Annotated in this window: 15 protein-coding genes, 1 pseudogene and 3 riboswitches; of the genes and pseudogenes, 12 read left to right on the top strand and 4 right to left on the bottom strand. The window is 39.3% G+C overall.

The window, feature by feature from the left end; all coding sequences use genetic code 11:
• Positions 1 to 189: 189 nt before the first annotated feature.
• Positions 190 to 420: pseudogene (locus A5N88_RS26555) on the top strand (alpha-helical endospore appendage domain-containing protein); the annotation flags it as partial.
• Positions 421 to 449: 29 nt separating this feature from the next.
• Here A5N88_RS26555 and A5N88_RS25480 read toward each other — a convergent pair.
• Positions 450 to 926 carry a hypothetical protein gene (locus tag A5N88_RS25480; RefSeq protein ID WP_198160225.1) on the bottom strand — a complete coding sequence of 159 codons (477 nt, stop codon included), beginning with the start codon at positions 924 to 926 and terminating at the stop codon, positions 450 to 452.
• Between the two features lie 457 nt (positions 927 to 1,383).
• Entirely contained in the window at positions 1,384 to 2,667 is a 1,284-nt protein-coding gene (locus tag A5N88_RS09350; protein ID WP_066265088.1) for a glycosyltransferase, read from the bottom strand.
• A gap of 462 nt (positions 2,668 to 3,129) precedes the next feature.
• On the opposite strand from A5N88_RS09350, the gene A5N88_RS09345 reads away from it, so the two are divergent.
• From A5N88_RS09345 to A5N88_RS09335, 3 genes are all read left to right on the top strand, one after another.
• Positions 3,130 to 4,317 (top strand): glycosyltransferase family 2 protein, encoded by a 1,188-nt coding sequence (locus A5N88_RS09345; protein WP_066265086.1) that lies wholly within the window; start codon positions 3,130 to 3,132, stop codon positions 4,315 to 4,317.
• Positions 4,318 to 4,567: 250 nt separating this feature from the next.
• Positions 4,568 to 4,864, top strand: a complete 297-nt coding sequence (locus tag A5N88_RS09340) for an alpha-helical endospore appendage domain-containing protein (protein WP_066265084.1) — start codon at positions 4,568 to 4,570, stop codon at positions 4,862 to 4,864.
• 610 nt (positions 4,865 to 5,474) lie between these two features.
• Positions 5,475 to 6,656: an aminotransferase class I/II-fold pyridoxal phosphate-dependent enzyme gene (locus A5N88_RS09335; protein ID WP_066265082.1), complete on the top strand. Its 1,182-nt coding sequence runs from the start codon at positions 5,475 to 5,477 to the stop codon at positions 6,654 to 6,656.
• Positions 6,657 to 8,136: 1,480 nt separating this feature from the next.
• On the opposite strand, the gene A5N88_RS09325 is transcribed toward A5N88_RS09335, so the two are convergent.
• Positions 8,137 to 9,567 (bottom strand): amino acid permease, encoded by a 1,431-nt coding sequence (locus A5N88_RS09325; protein WP_066265080.1) that lies wholly within the window; start codon positions 9,565 to 9,567, stop codon positions 8,137 to 8,139.
• Positions 9,568 to 9,808: 241 nt separating this feature from the next.
• Positions 9,809 to 9,909: riboswitch (purine riboswitch) on the top strand.
• Positions 9,910 to 10,068: 159 nt separating this feature from the next.
• Here A5N88_RS09325 and A5N88_RS09320 point away from each other — a divergent pair.
• The 8 genes from A5N88_RS09320 to A5N88_RS09290 all read left to right on the top strand — a co-directional run bounded on the left by A5N88_RS09320 (position 10,069) and on the right by A5N88_RS09290 (position 18,980).
• On the top strand, positions 10,069 to 11,262 hold the full coding sequence (locus A5N88_RS09320; protein WP_066265078.1) for a nucleoside transporter C-terminal domain-containing protein: 1,194 nt from the start codon (positions 10,069 to 10,071) through the stop codon (positions 11,260 to 11,262).
• 230 nt (positions 11,263 to 11,492) lie between these two features.
• Positions 11,493 to 11,605: riboswitch (TPP riboswitch) on the top strand.
• A gap of 239 nt (positions 11,606 to 11,844) precedes the next feature.
• Positions 11,845 to 13,623 (top strand): phosphomethylpyrimidine synthase ThiC, encoded by a 1,779-nt coding sequence (gene thiC, locus A5N88_RS09315; RefSeq protein WP_066265075.1) that lies wholly within the window; start codon positions 11,845 to 11,847, stop codon positions 13,621 to 13,623.
• Between the two features lie 306 nt (positions 13,624 to 13,929).
• Positions 13,930 to 14,085: a hypothetical protein gene (locus tag A5N88_RS24805; RefSeq protein ID WP_157090632.1), complete on the top strand. Its 156-nt coding sequence runs from the start codon at positions 13,930 to 13,932 to the stop codon at positions 14,083 to 14,085.
• 168 nt (positions 14,086 to 14,253) lie between these two features.
• Positions 14,254 to 14,357, top strand: a riboswitch (TPP riboswitch).
• A gap of 119 nt (positions 14,358 to 14,476) precedes the next feature.
• Entirely contained in the window at positions 14,477 to 15,805 is a 1,329-nt protein-coding gene (locus A5N88_RS09310; RefSeq protein WP_066265071.1) for an acetylornithine deacetylase, read from the top strand.
• Positions 15,772 to 16,443: a thiaminase II gene (gene tenA, locus A5N88_RS09305; RefSeq protein WP_066265070.1), complete on the top strand. Its 672-nt coding sequence runs from the start codon at positions 15,772 to 15,774 to the stop codon at positions 16,441 to 16,443. Before A5N88_RS09310 ends, tenA begins: the two co-directional genes overlap by 34 nt.
• 76 nt (positions 16,444 to 16,519) lie before the next feature.
• A complete protein-coding gene (locus A5N88_RS09300; protein WP_083953093.1) occupies positions 16,520 to 17,197 on the top strand; it encodes an ABC transporter ATP-binding protein in 678 nt (225 codons plus the stop codon).
• Positions 17,187 to 17,960 carry an ABC transporter permease gene (locus A5N88_RS09295; RefSeq protein ID WP_066270400.1) on the top strand — a complete coding sequence of 258 codons (774 nt, stop codon included), beginning with the start codon at positions 17,187 to 17,189 and terminating at the stop codon, positions 17,958 to 17,960. The genes A5N88_RS09300 and A5N88_RS09295 overlap by 11 nt, the downstream gene beginning before the upstream one ends.
• Positions 17,961 to 17,987: 27 nt before the next feature.
• The gene (locus tag A5N88_RS09290) at positions 17,988 to 18,980 is read left to right on the top strand and encodes an ABC transporter substrate-binding protein (RefSeq protein ID WP_066265068.1); all 993 of its coding nucleotides are present in this window, start codon (positions 17,988 to 17,990) and stop codon (positions 18,978 to 18,980) included.
• 148 nt (positions 18,981 to 19,128) lie between these two features.
• On the opposite strand, the gene A5N88_RS09285 is transcribed toward A5N88_RS09290, so the two are convergent.
• A complete protein-coding gene (locus tag A5N88_RS09285; RefSeq protein ID WP_066265066.1) occupies positions 19,129 to 20,727 on the bottom strand; it encodes an APC family permease in 1,599 nt (532 codons plus the stop codon).
• Positions 20,728 to 21,179 lie beyond the last annotated feature (452 nt).

Here is a 21,179-nt window from a genome sequence, read left to right as displayed (position 1 = left end):
CCGCCAGATTTCATTCATCACTTGCAATCCTATGGCAGTAGTCCTAAAGTATTGCAGGTTATAAAAGAATGTCTTTTACCTAACGATTAAAAAACATGCAAAAATCCGTTTATACCCACTCCATTCACACAGTCAATGAAAGAAATTCTTAATATCTTGTAACTAACTTAAGAAAAAGGAGGGAATTTGGTGACATTTCCTAATATACCGAATGTAACACCATCCATTAACCTTAATCCTGGAGATGTAGCAAATTTATTGTTAGCATCCATTGCCTTTGAGGAATTAGGGTTAGCTCACGTTATTAATGCCGAGGCAGAAAAGCTCCAAGCGGTTCTAGGAACCTTGCCTGGTGTAAGTCTTACGGCTTCAAGTATATCCCAATTGTTATCTGTTAATGGAAGCGTTAATAGAACGTTACAAACCATTTTACAAACCGAAATGATGCTTCAATTCAAATTAGAGGATGTATTAGATTTAATCGCGGCTGAATCTACCACGAGCACCACGAGTACAACAAGCACGACGAGCACCACAAGCACGACGAGCACGACGAGCACCACAAGCACGACGAGCACCACAAGCACCACAAGCACGACGAGCACCACAAGCACGACGAGCACCACAAGCACGACGAGCACCACAAGCACGACGAGCACCACAAGCACGACGAGCACCACAAGCACGACGAGCACCACAAGCACGACGAGCACCACAAGCACGACGAGCACCACAAGCACGACGAGCACCACAAGCACGACGAGCACCACAAGCACGACGAGCACCACAAGCACGACGAGCACCACAAGCACGACGAGCACCACAAGCACGACGAGCACCACAAGCACAACAAGCACCACAAGCACAACGAGCACCACAAGCACAACAAGCACAACAACAAAAACGACCACAAGTACAACTAGCACAACAACATACCACTGCCCCAGGCATGGTTTCGAGGTTTGCTTCAGAATTGAAGAGTTCTAATCGGAGAGAAATTTGCCGGGATAGCTTTGCCATGTCCCCCGGCAAGTACGATTGTTGGCGTCCAAAAAGTTCTTCCCATTTACCTGATATTCCTTGGCGATGCCGGAACTACACTGACTAGAAAAATATGAAAATGGCAATAATTATTTAAATAATAAAGACCATGCCAAAAAGCAGTCTGTTCAAAGCCCGTTCAAATAAAACGGGCTTTTTCATTTGCCATACTGCTGCAGCTATTTTATAAATACAGATTTATCGCAGCCTCGGCATAATTGAAAATAGCTACCATCTATCAAAAGGAAAAGAAGACGCCTCACAGCTAGGTTTATGTGAGACCTCCTCTTTTTTAGAGTGCCTTATATCGAATATCACTAAGAACTTTTGTTATAGATCTTATTAACGAAGTAACAAAGGTTCAAGTTGATTCTTCCATACCCATTGAGGGCTATACCGTTGCCTTGCTAAGGTCTTAGCGTTAAGGACAGGATTTTCTATAATACTCCTTATAATTAAATTTGCATGTTCCTCCAGATATGCACTCTCAGAAGGATGATAGGTTTCCTTGGTGTCAAAACCGAAATTGCGGGCATCCCATCGCATGAAGTAGGCGTTCAGGTTTTTGCCTAGTTCCTCAAGAGCAGGTACGGCTTCGTTCACAATGAGAAAATTCCCCCTGCTGGCCGCTTCAATTACCGTTAAACCGAATGATTCTGAAAACGAAGGGCATATGAACAGGTTGGATAACGAAAATAATTCCAGGACAGATTTTCTCGGAAAACCATTTGAAAAACCTATATCTGAGGTGAATACCATATCGCCAGCTTCGAGACCCTGCTTTATTCCTTGCAATTGAATATGGAGTTTATAGTTTTCTGTTTCAATATCCTGAGATGGGAAATCACAAAAAATGACTTTTACATTTTGACCGCTAACTTTTTTAATCGCTCCGCAAAGTGCTGCTACCTTTTCGAATTTTTTAGATTGTGTTAATCGGCCGGGATAGACCACTAAGAAATCAGGTGTCAATAAATCTGTTTCCTCAGCTAATGCTTTAACATCCTCACTTAGAAAACTGAGTAGATCGAGGCTGTTGTTAACAACACGGCACATTCCCTCTGGTACTTTATATTGTTTGGCAAGAGCGGGGATACCTGACTGGGTTGGATAAGCATAAATAGTATTCGGCATTTGGCTGTAACGTGCAGAAAGGGGCCATTCCGTTTTCTTGGGATGGCTTACAGGTGCAGAGTGAGTAAACGCAATGAACTTTAAATTTGGCAGTTGTTTTTGTACTTTTCTTATGGCGACATTATGAATAAGGTGCCAGCCCTGATAATGAATATCGTGCATGATGCAAACATCCACATCAGATAGGTGTTTTAAAAGGTCTTCGGCTATTACCTCTGCTTCTTTAAAAAAGCTGTCGTGAACTTTTCCCGTTGGTTTAGAATAATCCCTCCAATGAATAATTTGGCCATCGATTTGATTTACGGCTTTTATCCATTTAATTCTCTCATCTAAAAAGATTCCGTGCCGTTCACGATCAGGACAATGTTCACTGACGATTAATTTGGTCTCAATTTCTGCTTCTAAAAGCATGCGAAGCTGTTCAGCTACAACATTCACTAAAGAATAAGTACTTTCAAGCCCGTTAAACATGGTTAAGAGTGCGACCTTCATTATACAAACCTCCATTAATAAGGCGTAACTATCTTTAGTGTATTCAGTGGTTTTAAAAATGGGTCGCCTATTCATAATCAAAAACGAAAAGTCGGATATTAGAAATTATTTTTGTTATATAAATTGAAATTAGTTTTTTCTTATAAATTGGCTATTGATTTTCACGCAGGCAATCGCATTCCCCGGGGCGGTAGTGGAGCCTCCTCTCGTCGCTATGCTCCTGCGGGGCCTCCTCTAACTCGCTGATCCCGCAGGAGTCTCGTGCCATCTGCTTTAATCATCAGAGTAAAAACTTCGATACTCTAATGGTTTCTTAGGGTGTACGCTCTATCAGTAATAGGCTATATCCTCGCTATTCTTAATTTGAGAAAGGGATAATTTGGAAGTGAACTAAAATGTGGTGACGCCTAAAGAATCCGCGAATTTCCTTAATATACTGAGTAGAGAAAGGTGGGGGGATTTTTGAAAGGAACAAACTTGTCGCTATGTATGATTGTTAAGAATGAAGAGGAGTTTATTGATAAATGTTTAACCAGTGTTAAAGATCTTGTCGATGAAATCATTATTGTTGATACAGGATCTACAGATAGAACCATTGAAATTTGCCAGTCACATGGCGCAGTCATAGAAAAATTTAAGTGGAATGGGAGCTTTGCTGATGCGAGAAATTTCGGGATTAACAAGGCTACAGGTGAGTGGATACTGTGGCTGGATGCCGATGAAGAACTAGATTCATTGGATAAGGATAAATTGCATAAGGGGAATCACTTTGCAGATTATGACGTTCTAACGATTCATTTGGTGAATTACCATGGAAAAGAAGCTATTAAAGACCAAACGACAGATATAGCCCATACAAGGTTATTTCGCCGTAATACTGGAATTAAATTCATCAATAAAATTCATGAGTGTTTGGAGATTAACGGGATTAACCAAGAACGAATCGGCCATGTGGATATAAAAGTCCATCATTATGGTTACTTAGACCCGGTTGTAGATAAAAAAGGGAAATTTGAAAGAAATATTAAAATGCTGAAAGAACAGCTCAAAGCAAAGGAAAATGTCTATTGGGCTCAATACTATATAGCGATGGAGCATTATAGAAAAGGCCAATTTAAAGAAGCATTTAAGAGAGTAAATGCCTCTATTAAGGCCTTTTTATTGGAAGGTTTGCTTCCACCTTCGATGGTATATAAGTTGAAATACTCCATTCTTATCTCCATGGGCAGCTTTGAAGGGGCATGGCCAGGCATTGAAAAGGCGATTATCCTATACCCTGATTACGTTGATCTTTACTTTTTTAAAGGTCTCATTCTTTATTCTTTGAAAAAATATAATGAAGCTCTAAAAACCTTTGAAACATGTATTGAAATGGGAGAAGATAATATTCATCATTTAATTTTGCGGGGTGTTGGAACCTTCCAGGCCTGGCATTATAAAGGGCTGTGCGAGGAGAATCTTGGAAAAGAAGTGGAAGCCGTTATTTCCTATTTGCATTCGATCGCCATTTCTCCAGAATACTTGCATGCTTTTGAATCTATGGCTAAAATCTCTAAAAAAGTGGATATCAATTTAGAGGAAATCGTAAACAAAAACTTCCAAGGTGAGGATAAACAATCCTTGAAAATGATGATAAGCCAACTTGAATAAGGGCCCTTAACATGAATTTTTTTGCTCATAGAAAAAATAAAATATTAGGATCCGTATTCAAGCTCTTGAATAATGGGCTAAAAAGATGCCACGGTGACTGACAAAATAAGGCTTTGTATATTGTATGAAAAGCAACATTCTATACGAAAGCAGCCTTAAATAATAATGAAACACCCCTGCTTCATTCACACAAGCAATAAGAGAAACAAATAGTATATTATAAAGAACTTATGAAAAAGGAGGGATTACGTTGACTTTTCCTAATATCCCGAATGTGACTCCATCCATTAACCTATCTCGTCAAGATGTAATAAACCTATTGTTGGCATCCATTGCATTTGAAGAGCTGGGGCTGGCACACATTATTAACGCTGAGGCTGAAAAGCTTCAAGCTGTACTCGGAACACTTCCTGGTGTAAGTCTTACAGCATCTTCTGTTTCACAATTATTAGCTGTAAACCAAAGCATCGAACGGACGCTAAGAACAGTCTTAAAAACCCAGATGATGCTTCAATTTAAGCTCGAAGATATATTGGACTCACTATAGGCCAGGCAGTTTTTTGGTTTTGTTGAAGGACTCTGTTGTTTGCTCATTCGTGTGAAACGGCTGTTTCACACGCCTTTCTGTGGAAAGATTGCAGTAAAGAAAGGAAACAAAAGCAAGCAAGTTTGCTTTTTGTTCCTTTCTTTACTGTAAAATAAGCTGAAAAAAGAGCAGTTATTAACATAGAAATTTAACAGAGACTACCATACTATTCACATCCGCACATGGCGCATGGAAATGTGCTCTTTCTCACATAACGTGTACTTAGTCATTATTACAAGAGGTCGGTTTGGCTTGATGCTTCGAGCTCGTAATAAAGATAATTTTAGGGTAGCCTTTTTTAAAAAGAGATGTTTAAAAGGGATTGTCCAGCTTGTTTATAAGCCTGCTATTTAAGATAAAAAAAATAGATCACAACGGAATAGCCTTGTCTAGCATTGCGCGGCATTGTCGTCAGTATTTAAAACTGATAGAAAGTTTGATAAAATGATAGGAACTTTCTAGAAGCAAGAAAGAGAATTTTAAAGCGATTCTAAAAAACGTTATCTTTTTAATGAAATCTTTAAAAGTTCCTGGTAGTCAAAAACGTTTAAGCATAAAGGAGACAACAACCATGAAATTTTCAAATAGGTTAGATCTATTTGGTAAAAGTGTTTTTACTAAAATTGTGGAGTTAAAGAGAAAGAAACAAGAAAGCGGAGATGAAGTGTTCGATTTAAGCATAGGCACTCCTAATATTCCACCGGCAAAACATATCATTGATGCCTTATGTACGGCAGCAGCGGATGAAAAAAACTACATATATGCGATCAATGACCAGAATGCCTTATTGGAGGCAGTAAGTGACTGGTATGATAAGCGATATCAGGTAAATCTGAACCCTAAAACAGAAATTTGTTCTTTATTAGGTTCACAGGAGGGGCTTGCCCATATCTCCATGTCCATTATCGATGAGGGAGATGTGGTATTGGTGCCAGATCCTTGCTACCCTGTGTTTGCACATGGTCCGATGCTGGCTGGCGCAGAAATTTATTTTATGCCTCAGAAAAAAGAAAACGATTATGTCATTTGTTTAGAGGATATTCCAGAGAAAATTGCCCAAAAAGCTAAAGCAATGCTTGTTTCATACCCGAATAATCCTACTGCGGCAATCGCTCCCGATCGTTTCTACGAAGACCTGGTTGCCTTTGCAAAGAAATATGATATTATTGTGCTCCATGACAATGCTTATAGTGATTTGATTTATGATGGCAAAAAAGGAAAGAGCTTTCTGTCTTTTCCGGGTGCCAAGGATATAGGGGTAGAGTTTAATTCATTGTCTAAGACATACGGACTGGCAGGGGCGAGAATCGGGTTCTGTGTTGGGAATGAAAAGATCGTTTCCAGCCTAAAAGCATTGAAGTCAAACGTGGATTATGGGATGTTCTTGCCAATACAAACAGCAGCGATTGCAGCCATTTCGGGAGACCAAACCTGTGTGGAAGAAACAAAAAAAGCTTATGAAAAGCGAAGGAATGTTCTCTGTGAAGGCTTTAATGCTATTGGATGGAAAATGGACAAGCCGCAAGCCACCATGTTCATTTGGGCAAAAATACCTTCTCATTACGAAAAATCAGTGGACTTTGCAGCTGATTTGATTGAAAATGCAGGCGTCCTGGTAACTCCGGGGAGTGCTTTTGGTCCATCCGGTGAGGGATATGTTCGAATTGCTTTAGTCCAGGAAGAAGAAATTTTAAAAAGGGCTGTTGAAGCGGTGAAAGATAGTGGAATTTTAGAAGGATCACTTATCCATTAATAAATTAGAATTGGGAATATCCAGTTTTGTATTCAATAAATAGGATTAATCCGATAATGTATTGTAAAGGTAAATGTTAGACATTAACATAATCGTATTTAAAGAAATGGCTGCTGTGGCGGCTATTTCTTTTTTCTTCACCATTTTAATCATATTGGCTTTCCTTTCATGCTGACAGTAAAAATATTGTCCACATTTTGAAAAGCAATACAACTCTTACGCTTTTTTCGGTTTTGTCAGTCCAAATCCTGCAAATGGTTCATGACCGACAGCAGAATCATTTTGATTATAACCGTAACTGCTACATTTTTTCACCTGGTTACTCATTGCACATTAGAAGCTGTATGGAACGTTTTAAATTGTGTTGGAATAATTTTTCATTACAGGTGAAAAATAATAGTAAAAACTAGTGAGGATTTGCCAATGCAAACTGGAAAAATAGAATATCTTCATAAGCTGAGGAATATAGAAAAAAATTTATCTGATACAGAATTCCATTATTGGATAAAGTATTCTGGCTTTACTACCTGGCAATTCTGGGTAAATATATTAATGCTAATTATTCCTTTAGTTGTTTTATTCTTCTTCATTGATCGGAAAAAAATATATCTTTTGGGTTTTTATGGCCTTAATTTTCATGTTTGGTACACTTATCTCAACATAGTTGGTATAAGATGTGGATTATAGGAGTTTCCCAATCGATTAGCCCCTATTTTTCCATACTTTAGCTTTTGTGCATCCCTGACCCCTGTTGTATATATACTGGTATACCAATGGACGCTAAACCATAAAAAGAATTATTATATTTATACGCTATTAGTATCCGCTATTTTAGCTTTTATTGTTTTGCCTATTTTTGTGTGGGCAGGTTTTTTTCAATTTTATAAATGGGTAAACTATGCTTGGCTGTTTGTGTTTATCGTTATTGTGATTCTCTGGACCAAAATAATTACAAATGTATTTATCCATATGCATAAACGCTATGAAAAGAAAGTAGGAAATGGATAATTCACCTAAGGCTGTTTTCGCATAGATTGTTGCTTTTCGCAAAAGTGTTGAATATGTAATAAGTGAGGAATCCTGGCATCTTTTCGTTTTCAGTCATTTTGTTTTCAAGCCCGAACACTGTGTATCCTAGATTCAATTATACAAATAGCAACAAAACTTACGAAAAGAGCCTAACCTAAAGAAGAAGCTAATCAACATGATAGGTTGGCTTTTTTCTTCATCGGTGTTAAGGGGACTTGGCTGCTATTTATGTTAGAAATTGAGTGGAAAGGTTCAATCGCGCGTCTTTTTTAGGTCTAATGATTATGAGAATTTCCCTTGAACAAGGACTTTCTATCAAAGAAGTAGATATTGTACATAATCCTAACAGTCATTTGTTGGGTATAAGAGCGCATAGAAAAAGCCCCTTTGGGCAGACCGTTAAGAACAATCGTTTGTTCTCTTTTTAGTCTATCTGCCCAAAGGGGGAATACTAGATGGCCTCTTTTTTTATATCTGTTTGCTGCGCTAATGATTTCCTAGAACGCATGATAAGTGGATACAAAGCTATTCCTGATGCATACAATGCAATGCCTAAAAGGAATGTTTTCATGTTGGACGTACCGGCAAAGATGACATAAATGGAGTAAATTGTCGCAAGGATAGCGATAATCCCGTCAGTAAAACGGCTTTTTTGATTTTTATAAGTGCTGCCTGTGATGACCAGCTTCACCTGATAGAGTGCAGATGCAGTATATGGAACTAGGTAGGCAAGAGTGGCTACCTGAATCACAAAATTAAATGCACTGCTGAGTGAATCTGAAATGGTCAAGAAAAGAAAAGCCTGAGAAAATAGATTTGTAAGAACAAGAGATGCAGATGGTACCCCATTTTTGTTTTCCTTTTTAAAGATAGATGGAAACAAACCTTGCTTGGCTGCCTGATAAGGAGCTTCCGCACTTAAAAATATCCATCCAATGGTTGTGCCGGTTAAAGAAATGAGATCAAAAATGGCCATTACATAGCTCACATTATGTCCTACTACTTTTTGCAGCGCATCAACGAGCGGTTTGTTAGCGTTCATCAGTTCTGTTTGGGTTAAGCTGCCCATCACTAAAGTAGTAATCCCAACATAGATAACAAGCGATACAGCAAGTCCAATGACAGTTGCCTTCTTTATATCAGATCGCTTTTTAGCACGGTTAGAGAACATCACCGCCGATTCAATCCCGATAAAGGCCCAAAGCGTGGTAATGGCGGCATTGTTCACTTGTCCCAGAAGACTAAGAGAGGTTCCATTGCTTCCTGTACGAGCTTGGACAAGTGGAAAAATGTTTGTTTTTTGAAAGGCAAAAAGAGTGAAACAGATGAAGATCATAAATCCTATTACCTTAGTAGCCGTTGCAACAAAATTAATCTGCCCGGTGCGTTTAACGCCGCGAAGAATAATAGCATTCATGACCCAAAGCATGATGGTGCAAATTAGAAAGGTAATAAAACCACCTGTTTTGACACTGACCGGACCAATAGCAAATAAGGTAGCGCTGCTGGTCATGATAGGAAAGAATGTCGATAGATATCCGATGAAGGTTGTTAAGACGGCTACGTTGCCTGTTACGTTGGCTATCCAATATCCCCATGAGATGACATACCCGGAAAGAATGCCTGCACGGGAGCCTTTTGAAAAAAGTGCTTGGGCATACATTTGTACGCCTCCATTTAGTTCAGGCTTTCGAATAGATAAATTTCCAAAAACGAGGGAAAGCATTAAAACGCCTGCACCCGTCAAAACCCATGCAAGAATTACGCCGGCAGGACTGGCAGCTTTTGCAAGGGATTGGGGCAGCATAAAAATTCCTGAGCCAACCATATTTCCTACTACAAGCGCAGCAAGAAGCCATATTCCTAATTTGTTATTATTCATCTATTATTCCTCCGATAATTATTTATCCAATAAAATGTATATTCATTCAACGAGTTTCATTTTACTTTATTACGCTAAAGGATTCAATTGTTTTTTTATAATGGAGAAAATTACATACTTCAACAGGTAAGAATCCTGAGATTTGGTGAATAAATTACAATATTATTATTATTTTCAGTTGTAAAATGATTTCAACTTTTAATAAAAATATTGTCGTATTCTGTCATATGATATAAACTAATCAGGTCTTAATAATGATCCTTGTATAATGTCAGTTGAATGGTCTGATAGTTTCTACCCGGCAGCCAGAAATGCCGGACTACAGGGAAGTGTGAATAAATATAGAGCCATACATGCAGACTATTTCCTTAGATACCGGTTTTTTTATAACCGTATTAAGTAATAGGTTTCCGCAGCTCTTATTTTTCACGCTTCAGCCTGTGGCTGGGGGTGAAATGGAGGGCGTTTTATACAGGGAATCCTAAACAGGGAGTTGTTGGCATGTTTTTTTTATTGAATATTCTAGGGGTTCTGGTTGTTTTTGGCCTGGTATTCCTTTGCTCGCCTAATAAGAGAAAGGTTAAATGGCGTGCTGTCCTAAGCTTAATCGTTGTAGAGCTTTTTATTACCTGGTTTATGCTTGGCACTAAAGTCGGAACATGGGTCATAAATAAAATAGCATCATTTTTTACGTTTCTTATATCGTGTGCAGACCAGGGGATTTCTTTTGCTTTCCCATCTGCAATGGCGAATCCTTCTGTTGATTTCTTCTTTAGTGCATTAATGCCGATTATATTTATTATTACCTTCTTTGATATCCTTAGTTATTTTGGTATCTTAACATGGATTATCGATAAAGTAGGCTGGGTTATTTCCAAGGTTTCAGGTCTGCCAAAGCTGGAAAGTTTTTTTTCATTGCAAATGATGTTCCTTGGTAATACAGAGGCATTGGCAGTTATCCGCCAACAATTAGCAGTATTAAAAGAAAACCGCCTTCTTACGTTCGGAATCATGAGTATGAGCAGTATCTCAGGATCGATCATCGGTGCATACTTGAGCATGGTCCCAGGCGAATATGTATTTGCTGCAATTCCTTTAAACTGCTTAAATGCACTACTTTTGGCGAGTATATTAAATCCAATAGAAGTTAGCAAAGAAGAAGATATTGTATATGTCCCTACAAAAGCAGAGAAAAAAGATTTCTTTTCTACTATCTCTAATAGTATGCTTGTAGGGATACGTATGGTGATTGTGATTATGGCAATGGTGGTCGGTTATGTAGCACTGACAGCCTGTGCAAATGGTATATTGGGATTTTTCATTCACGGTCTTACGGTTCAAAAGATTTTTTCCGTGATATTTAGCCCTTTTGCTTATCTGATGGGATTATCAGGCCATGATGCCATGTATGTCGCTCAGTTAATGGGAATAAAGCTGTCAACAAACGAATTCGTAGCCATGATGGATTTGAAAAAACATGTCCATAGCCTTCCGCATCATACAATTGCTGTTGCAACAACATTTTTGACTTCCTTTGCCAATTTTAGTACTGTCGGTATGATTTACGGGGCAATCAGTTCTATAATGGGTGAAGACAAGTCCCGCATTATTGGTAAAAATGTATGGAAGCTTTTAGTCAGCGGTGTTGCTGTTTCTCTATTAAGTGCGATGTTTGTAGGTTTATTTACCTGGTAAGATAAATAGGAATATAGGAGAGTGTGTTCCAGTAACCTTGGACACGCTCTTTTTAATTGTTTGTCTTTATTTTTTAAGCTGCTGATTTACTCTGCAGGTTCACAGTCGTTTTAAATATAGCAAGTGCTTTTACAGATTCTATTTTTAAAATACAATAAGAGGAAAAATGAAAAAAGAACTATTTACATTGATTTACCTTAGGACTATTATGAATTTGTACAATTTAATCATGTGAAAACTAGGGGTGTCCAGTATGCTGGGCTGAGAGAGAAACGCGTAAGTTTCTTAACCCTCAGGACCTGATCTGGTTCATACCAGCGTGGGGAAGTTAGAATTTTTATGCTCGTTAATGGTGTATTTCCATTAACGTGTTTATGCTAACATCAGCCGGGTCTCTTTATAGATCCGGTTTTTTTCATGCGGTCCCTTGAACTGATTTTGTCCTTTTTAATAAGAACTTGGTTAATTGACTCTGTCGTTTTCAGCTCATTTTTTTACATTAACCTTTCAGCTGAGAGAAAAAGGCGGTTAAACAATCTTTTCATTTAACTGAGCAAATGATAAAAAGGGGAGAATAAAAGAATGCTTACAAATTCAAACAATGAAAAAAATGTATCCATTATGTCCAGTTTTACAGGAAGCAAGAAAGTGTATGTTAAGGGACCAAGGCCCGAAATAAAGGTACCTATGCGCGAAATCCAACTCTCTGATACCAAAGGAACATTTGAGCAAGAAGCTAATTTGCCTGTACGTGTTTATGATACAAGCGGACCTTATACAGATGCTGACTGTCCAATTGATATACGTAAAGGTCTTAGTCCCTGCCGCAGCTGGATACGGGATAATGAAAATATAGAAGAGTATAGCGGCCGTGGAGTAAAACCGGAGGATAACGGTTATAAGAACAATGATTCAAGAGCGAATACCAGCCTGTTTCCAGGATTAAAGCGAAAACCGTTAAGAGCAAAAAAAGGAAAAAATATTACCCAAATGCATTATGCACGGAAAGGGATTATTACTCCTGAAATGGAATTTATCGCAATCAGAGAAAATGTGTCACCTGAATTAGTCCGGGATGAGGTTGCACGTGGACGTGCCATTATACCTGCTAATATTAATCATCCTGAAAGTGAACCTATGATTATTGGTTCCCGTTTTCACGTGAAGATTAATGCGAATATTGGGAATTCTGCCGTTACCTCTTCTATTGAAGAAGAGGTAGAAAAAATGACATGGGCTACCCGCTGGGGGGCAGATACCATGATGGACCTTTCAACAGGGGAAAATATACATACTACGCGCGAATGGATTATCCGAAATTCCCCCGTACCGGTAGGAACTGTTCCAATCTATCAAGCGCTCGAAAAAGTGAATGGGTGTGCGGAGGACCTAAATTGGGAGGTATATCGTGATACGTTAATAGAACAATCTGAGCAGGGAGTGGATTATTTCACTATACATGCAGGAGTGCTTCTTCGTTACATCCCCTTAACAGTAAACAGGGTAACAGGTATCGTATCCCGAGGAGGTTCTATTATGGCTCAATGGTGTCTTGCCCACCATCAGGAGAACTTCCTTTACACTCATTTTGAAGAAATCTGTGAAATTATGAAAACGTATGATGTATCCTTTTCTTTAGGGGATGGCCTTCGTCCAGGTTCCATTGCAGATGCAAATGATGCGGCACAATTAGCGGAGCTGGAAACACTTGGAGAACTCACGGAAATAGCTTGGAATCACGATGTACAAGTAATGATTGAAGGTCCAGGACACGTTCCAATGCATTTAATTAAAGAAAACGTGGATAAGCAAATGAAAGTTTGTGATGAAGCCCCTTTTTATACTTTAGGCCCGTTAACAACAGATATTGCCCCAGGCTATGACCATATTACTTCAGCCATTGGTGCTGCAATGATTGGATGGTTTGGAACGGCCATGCTCTGTTATGTAACACCAAAGGAGCACCTGGGCCTTCCAAATAAAGAGGACGTAAGAACCGGGGTTATCACCTATAAAATTGCTGCGCATGCTGCAGATTTAGCAAAAGGGCATCCCGGAGCCCAAATGCGGGATGATGCCCTTTCAAAAGCCAGATTTGAATTTCGATGGAGAGATCAATTTAATTTGTCATTAGATCCGGAAAGAGCGCTGGAATATCATGATGAAACACTTCCGGCAGAAGGGGCGAAAACATCTCATTTTTGCTCCATGTGCGGTCCAAAATTCTGCAGTATGAAAATTTCACAGGATATACGAGAACGGGTAAAAGAAGAGGATCACCGAAAGGAAGCAATGATTATGGAGGGGATGGAAGAAAAAGCGAAAGAATTTAGAAATACTGGAAGTAAAATGTATCAATAGGATTTTATTAATAAAACTTTTTCCATCGAAGGAAAACACTTATATTTTATATCCAGACATACGATGTTAATGGAGCATGAATTCTTTTCTAATATGCGTTGTTAAAGGACACTGTTAGCTCATTCGTGTGAAACGGCCGTTTCACACGAATGAGCTAAAAAACGAACAGTTTTCAACCTTGTAATTTAACATTCTGTAAAAATTAATGTTACTATTACACCCACATTGATTGATCGAAAATTAACTGTCAGAACCAACAACGCTTGCATATCTGAGTTAAAGCCCAATGTTAATTTGAATTCACCGTTGATTGAAGTGAAAAGTACGAGACTCCTGCGGGATCAGCGTGTAAGGGAAGACCCCGCAGGAGCTTGCGACGAGGAGGCTTCCCAACCGCCCCGCGGAAAGCGAGTGCCTGCAACGGAAATCAACCAGCAGGACCAACAACGCTTGCATATCTGAGTTAAAGCCCAATATTGAATTTAATTCACCGTTGATTGCTGCTGAAAATAACAAGCAAGATTAACAGAGACATTATCTTAAATGCATGCCAAGATATTAGAAGAATAATCATTTCCACTTTACTATTTTAAGAAATAGAGATATGATCGAGGAAATGAAATAAATATTGCTTACTGCTAGGGGAGCCTGAATGGCTGAGACTGAACATTAGTTCTAAACCCTTTGAACCTGAACTGGATTATACCAGCGGAGGGAAGTGGAAATTAACAATCAGGTCAATTCTTATATTTTTATTTTTTATGACATGGTTATAACCCACTCATTTCTCCGTAAATGAGTGGTTTTTTTGCGTTAAAAAGTACATAGACAAAGCAATAAGGGGTGAAAAAGCTTGGACTTTGTTACAGAAGAACTAGCTGCAAGAATTACGAATGAGATTGAGGCAAGAAAAGATGAACTTATTCAATTAGTATCTAAACTTGTGGGATATCCAACTGTAAGCCCTCCAGCCCGCAATTCAAGCAAAATACAACATTACATAAATAAGTATTTAATGGATTTGGATTTTAAAACGGAGAGATGGGAGGTCTACCCCGGTGACTCCAACGTTGTGGGGATATTGCCTGGAGACTCTGCAGAAGCATACAAAAGCTTAATTATAAACGGCCATGTGGACGTGGCAGAAGTAGGGGATGAGAGTGATTGGGAAACACCGCCTTTTGTTTTAAGAGAAGAGGGGGGCTATCTATACGGCCGGGGAGTTGCAGATATGAAAGGCGGTTTGGCAGGAGCATTGCTGGCCGTGAAGGTGTTAAAAGATTTAAATATCCCACTTAAAGGGAATCTTCAATTACAATCGGTCATTGGTGAAGAGGTGGGGGAAGCAGGAACCCTTGATTGTACGGAGAGAGGGTACAAAGCGGATTTTGCAGTAGTCGTGGATACCAGTGATCTTCATATCGAGGGCCAAGGAGGAGTCATTACAGGCTGGATTACCATACAGAGCACAGAAACGTACCATGATGGTTTACGCAGAAAAATGGTTCACGCAGGCGGCGGGATACATGGGGCCAATGCTATTGAAAAGATGATGAAAGTCATCTCAGGTCTTCAGGAGCTTGAACGGCATTGGGCGATTACAAAACAATACCCTGGTTTTGCTCCGGGTACCAACACCATTAATCCTGCCGTCATTGAAGGTGGGCGGCATGCAGCCTTTGTTGCCGACCGATGTTCATTGTGGGTGACAGTACACTTTTATCCCAATGAGAACTATGAACAAATCATCAAGGAAATTGAAGAACATATCCATCTTGTAGCTCAAAGCGACCCTTGGTTAAGGAATCATCCTCCTCAATTTAAATGGGGAGGAAAATCCATGATTATGGATAAGGGCGAAGTCTTCCCTTCTCTTGAAATCGATCCTGAACACATAGGAACAAGATTACTGGTGAAGTCGTATCGAAATACCTTAGGCAAGAAACCCGAAATAGGGATGTCTACGACAGTCACCGATGCAGGATGGCTTGGACGGGCAGGTATCCCAACAGTCATATTCGGTCCGGGAAAACTGGAGGATGCCCACGCTATAAATGAAAAGCTGGAAGTTCAACAATTGGTTGATTTTACAAAAACCTTAGCGATGTTTATGGCTGAGTGGTGCAATACGCAAAAGGAGGAAAAAGAATGGCCCTTTCAAAACGGCTCTATGAAAAATTAAAACATGTTTGGTTCCAAACCCACCAGCACCCATTTGTTAAGGGATTGGGAAATGGAGACCTTCCTGCTGAAGCCTTTATTCGCTATATGAAGCAGGATTACGTATTTTTAATCGACTATTCCAGACTTTTTGCATTAGGGGCTATTAAAGCAAAAGATCTAGAGACCATGAGCACTTTTGCCAAGCTTTTGAATGATACTCTCCACGGCGAAATGGACCTGCATCGTCAATATGCGAAAAGGTTTGGAATCACGAATGAACAGTTGGAAGCAACAAAGCCCGCCCCAATCAATCTTGCCTACACCCGATATATGCTGAATGTTGCCCATACGGGTTCACTTGCAGAATTGGTTTCCTCTTTACTTCCCTGTATGTGGAGTTACTGGGAAATCGGTAAAATGCTAAAAGAACAATATCCGGGTTCTGAGGAACACGCCTTATATGGCGAGTGGATTGCCATGTATGCTTCTGAAGAATTCGGTTCTTTAGCCAGCTGGTTAATCCGTTTACTCGATCACCTGGCAGAGGGAATAAGTGAACGGGAATTAAGTGTTTTGGAAGAACATTTTATTACAACATCCAGATTTGAATATATGTTTTGGGATATGGTGTATCAGGGAGGGGATTGGCCTGTCTAATTTACTTTCCTTAAAGAATGTAGCGTATATTTTTCATAATGAAGGGAACGGTCTGCCTGTATTTGCGAATCTTTCCATGGAGATTGAGAAAGGGGAATTTGTATCCATCATTGGAGCCAGCGGTTCTGGGAAAAGCACTTTGTTTAAAGTGATTTCAGGTTTACTGGAGCCGTCAGATGGAGAGATTGTTCTTTCAAACGGGACACCGGATAAACGTTTAGGGAATATTGGTTATATGCCGCAAAAAGACTTGCTTTTACCTTGGAGAACGGTGACGGAAAATATTATGCTTCCATTGGAAATATCCAAAGTGAATAAAAAGGAGAAGCAAGCTGAAATCAGGGAATGGCTGTCTAAATTTGATTTACTTTCTTTTGAACATGCCTATCCACACGAGCTCTCAGGGGGAATGAGACAGCGTGTCGCTTTTTTAAGATCCCTCATTTCGGCAAAAGATCTTTTGCTGTTAGATGAACCTTTTGGAGCACTGGATTCTTTGACGAAGCGAAAAGTGCATAAATGGCTTTTGGATTTATGGGAGGATCTCCAAAAAACAATCCTATTTATTACGCATGACTTAGAAGAAGCCATTTTACTCAGTGATCGTATTTATATCCTGCCTAAAGAAAATGGAAAGCCATTAAAGGAAGTGAAAGTGTATTTTAAAAGACCAAGAAGTCCGGAAATCATCTATCAGTCTGAATTTATTCATGTAAGAAAAGAATTGGAGTGTCTGATTAATGATGAAGACTAAATTAAACCGTTGGCGAAAGGAATATGGTTTGTTTTTATTGGTGATCATTTTTGTGATCAGTATATGGGAATGGATTGTGGATAAGGGGATGATCCCTCCTTTTATTTTGCCTTCGCCTCTTTCCATTTGGAAGTCCCTGTTAACGAACAGCCTGCTTCTGTTTGAGGTGCATTTACCGATCACACTTGAAGAAGTCCTGATTGGATTTATCCTATCGGTTATAGGTGGTGTTCTTATAGGATCGATTATGCATTTCTCTAAAGCGATGGAGAAAGTACTTTATCCATTCCTGGTCATCTCTCAAACCATTCCTTTAATTGCAATTGCTCCCATTTTTATCATGTGGTTCGGGTATTCCATTTGGAGCAAGGTTGCAGTAACCTTTTTAACTGCGTTTTTTCCAATTGTTATTAATACGTATGATGGGCTTAAATTAGGGGGGGATGACTATCGGGAACTGCTCTTGACGATGGGGGCCAACCGGTTTCAAATCTTCAGGAAAATTCAAATTCCACAGGCTTTACCCCTCTTTCTGTCTGGATTGAAAATGTCAGTCGTGTATTGTGTCGTTGGAGCTACAATCGGTGAATGGTTGGGCGGGACTGCAGGATTGGGTTATTTCAGCAGGAGAATGTCTGGAAATATGGAGGCAGATGCAGTGTTTGCGTCTGTGTTTATACTTTCATTAATGGGGATTGCATTATTTTTAATCATAGCATTTATCGAAAAAAAATTATTAAAAAGAAGATACTTTAATCAATAAACAATGGAATAGGAAGGAAACTACAACATGAAAAAAATTCTCTTTTTTACAGCAGCAGCATTATTACTGGTTTTAGGCGGATGCGGTGTGAATAATGCAGAATCAGGAGCTGGTTCACATAAAATGCAAAAGGTTACTCTTATGCTGGATTGGTATCCGAATGCTGTACATTCATTTCTTTATACAGCACAGGAAAAAGGCTATTTTAAACAGCAGGGCTTAGATGTGAATATTGAAATGCCAGCAGATACGAATGATCCGCTTAAATTGGTTGCTGCTAATCAAGTGGACATGGCTCTAAGCTATCAGCCGGAAGTGGTGATTGCCCGCAGCCAAAATATCCCTGTCCAATCCTTTGGTGCAATTGTCCGCCATCCATTGAATTATTTGATGGTCCCTGAAAACAGCACCATTCAATCGCCTAAGGATCTTGAAGGGAAAACGGTTGGGTATCCATCTATTCCGCTGGATGAAGCAATCATTCATTCGATGGTTCAATTTGCTGGGGGAAATCCAGATAAAGTAAAGATGATCGATGTAGGATTTAATTTAATTCCAACAATGGCAACAAAAAAAGCCGATGCACTTATTGGAGGCTATATCAACCATGAAAAGCTGCTACTTGATAAAGAAGGGCACCCTATGCGTACTTTTAACCCCGCAAAATACGGCGTTCCTGATTACTATGAATTAGTCCTGGTTGCAAGTGAAAAATCATTAAAAGAAAAGCCTGACGTATATAAGAAATTCATGGCCGCTATTAGGGAAGGACAGGCATATGTCCAAAAGCACCCTAAAGAAGGACTTTCAATCCTATTAAAGCATGAAGATCAATCATCACCATTGGATAAAGAGGTAGAGACAAAAAGCTTGCAAATTCTTTTGCCTTTGATGGATGCTAAGAACAAGCCATTCGGATATCAAGATGCAAGCTCCTGGAATAAAGTTGAAAAATGGCTCTATAATGAAAAAGTGATTCAAACGCATGTAAATGCCAAATCTGCTTATAAAAACTTTTAAAAAAACTAAGTGCTTCAAGTGTTTGTAGTGATTTTCGCTTCTATCTGTAAATGCTATGAATAAAAATAGACACGAAAATCAAAGAACTTATGAAAATAGCTATATGAAAAGAGAGGCTGACTCTTATGAGCCGCCTCTCTTTATTTGTTTAATGAACGTCAGTTTTACTTTGTTTCATTTGATAGCCATCTTCTAAATCCTTCGTCAGGTAGCCGCTGCGGACACCCCAAGTGTAAAAAATTAAAGCCGAAATGATAATAACGACAAAATCCCATCCGTATGGAATGATATTTATCCCATGAAATTTGGAACTGCCGATCCAAGAAATAAACGCCATGTAAAGTAAATAGATAATTAACCATAAACCAGATTTTAAATCTTTACTAAATCCTTCCCAGTTGGATTTAGCTTGATAATAAAAATAGATAGGCAAGCCGATAACCATGATTAACGTAACTTTTCCAGTTAAAGGCCACTGTGCCCAATAATAAATGAGTGATGCCATGATAAAGGCGAGGGGTGCGATAATTTGCATGCCTTTAATCTTAAACGGACGGTGGACGGCCTCATTACTATAGCGTCTAAAGACCATAACAGAAATTGGCCCTGTTACATACGAAATTAACGTAGCGACAGAAATAACGGAAGCGAGTGATCCCCATCCTCTAAATAGGAATAAAAAGATAAAGGATACCACAAGGTTTAACCACATTGCTGCACGGGGCACTCCGACTTTTGGATTAACAAACCCAAAAACTTTTGGGAAATATCCATTCCGCTCCATTCCATAAATCATTCTGGCGGTTGTCGCAGTGTAGGTCATTCCAGTACCTGATGGTGATATAAAAGCATCAGCAAAAAGTAAAAGAGCGAGCCAGTTCAATCCCCATGCCATAGCAAGGTCGGCAAAAGGTGATTTTAATTGAATGTTATCCCATCCATTTGAAACCATAGAAGGCTTTACTGCACCAATGAACGCCAGCTGCAATAGTACGTAAATAACCCCAGCCATCAGGATGGATCCGATAACGGCTATCGGAATGGAGCGCTGAGGGTTCCTTGCTTCACCGGCCAGGTTAATGGGGCTTTGGAAGCCATTAAAGGCAAACACAATTCCGGAAGTGGCAATGGCCGTTAGGATACCAGCCCATCCGTGAGGCATAAAGCCGCCGTGATACTGGGTAAAGTTGCCGCTGTGGAAACCAGCAATTACCAAGCCAAGAATAGTGCATCCTGGAATAATAAATTTAAAGATCGTAATGGCCGTGTTAACACGTGCAAATAGTTGTACTGTAAAATAGTTGAGAATGAAATAGATAATAACTAAGATGGCTGCAATTAAAAGTCCTGCCGCGGATAACTGTGTACCGTTATACAATGAGTGTGCCCATGCAAATGGCCACGAACTCATATACTGAGCAGAGGCTTCGGCTTCAACGGGAATTACTGAAACGATAGCAATCCAGTTGGCCCAACCCGAGATGTAGCCGGCAAGAGAGCCGTGTGAAAAATGTGCATATCGAACCATTCCGCCTGCTTCTGGAAACATCGTTCCTAATTCAGCATACGTTAGTCCGATGAATAGAATGATGAATGTTCCTAAAACCCAAGCGATTAAAGCAGCGGGACCGGCAACTTCAGCTGCTCTCCATGCTCCAAATAACCAACCGGAACCAATAATAGAACCAAGTCCAGTCATTGTTAAGGCAAAGGTTTTAATATCTCTTCTCATGTTGTTATTGTCCATTTGCTCACCTCTATATTTATTGTTACAAACGTCTTCTATTATTCTATCATGAATCTAAAAGCGCTTGCATGGTTAGTGAAACAGTCGTAATGTTTTGAATGTTTTGCTATTATTCAAAAAATAGTATAAGATTGGAATGCTTTCAATTATGTATTGTTTTGCAATAGAAAAAAATGATAGGCTTTCTGCTATCTATAGCACCCAATTGTTGCAGCTGCTAATTTATAGATATCTATCCGGTATCATTAGATTCCCCATAATAAGAGGATAGAAACATACTTGTAAAAAATTTTTACAGGCACTGATAGATCCTAAAGTTTTCCGAGTTGGTTGAACACTTTTTTGCTCCTGATAGGAAGAAAGCTTTTTTATCTTGTTATACAATACATGATGATTTGACAATATGCGCATATGTTCATATAATCAATCCGATAAAAAGAACGTATTTTTTG

This window comes from Heyndrickxia acidicola (assembly GCF_001636425.1).
Classification (GTDB): domain Bacteria; phylum Bacillota; class Bacilli; order Bacillales; family Bacillaceae_C; genus Bacillus_AE; species Bacillus_AE acidicola.
Note: the sequence above shows the minus strand (reverse complement) of the source record. Positions and strands in the feature narration are given on the sequence as shown.

Coding starts and splice junctions, on each gene's coding strand:
- A5N88_RS09300 (WP_083953093.1), top strand. CDS start 16,520: ATGGAGATTGAGAAAGGGGAATTTGTATCCATCATTGGAGCCAGCGGT.
- tenA (WP_066265070.1), top strand. CDS start 15,772: ATGGCCCTTTCAAAACGGCTCTATGAAAAATTAAAACATGTTTGGTTC.
- A5N88_RS09295 (WP_066270400.1), top strand. CDS start 17,187: ATGAAGACTAAATTAAACCGTTGGCGAAAGGAATATGGTTTGTTTTTA.
- thiC (WP_066265075.1), top strand. CDS start 11,845: ATGCTTACAAATTCAAACAATGAAAAAAATGTATCCATTATGTCCAGT.
- A5N88_RS09325 (WP_066265080.1), bottom strand. CDS start 9,567: ATGAATAATAACAAATTAGGAATATGGCTTCTTGCTGCGCTTGTAGTA.
- A5N88_RS09350 (WP_066265088.1), bottom strand. CDS start 2,667: ATGAAGGTCGCACTCTTAACCATGTTTAACGGGCTTGAAAGTACTTAT.
- A5N88_RS09335 (WP_066265082.1), top strand. CDS start 5,475: ATGAAATTTTCAAATAGGTTAGATCTATTTGGTAAAAGTGTTTTTACT.
- A5N88_RS09320 (WP_066265078.1), top strand. CDS start 10,069: ATGTTTTTTTTATTGAATATTCTAGGGGTTCTGGTTGTTTTTGGCCTG.
- A5N88_RS09290 (WP_066265068.1), top strand. CDS start 17,988: ATGAAAAAAATTCTCTTTTTTACAGCAGCAGCATTATTACTGGTTTTA.
- A5N88_RS09285 (WP_066265066.1), bottom strand. CDS start 20,727: ATGGACAATAACAACATGAGAAGAGATATTAAAACCTTTGCCTTAACA.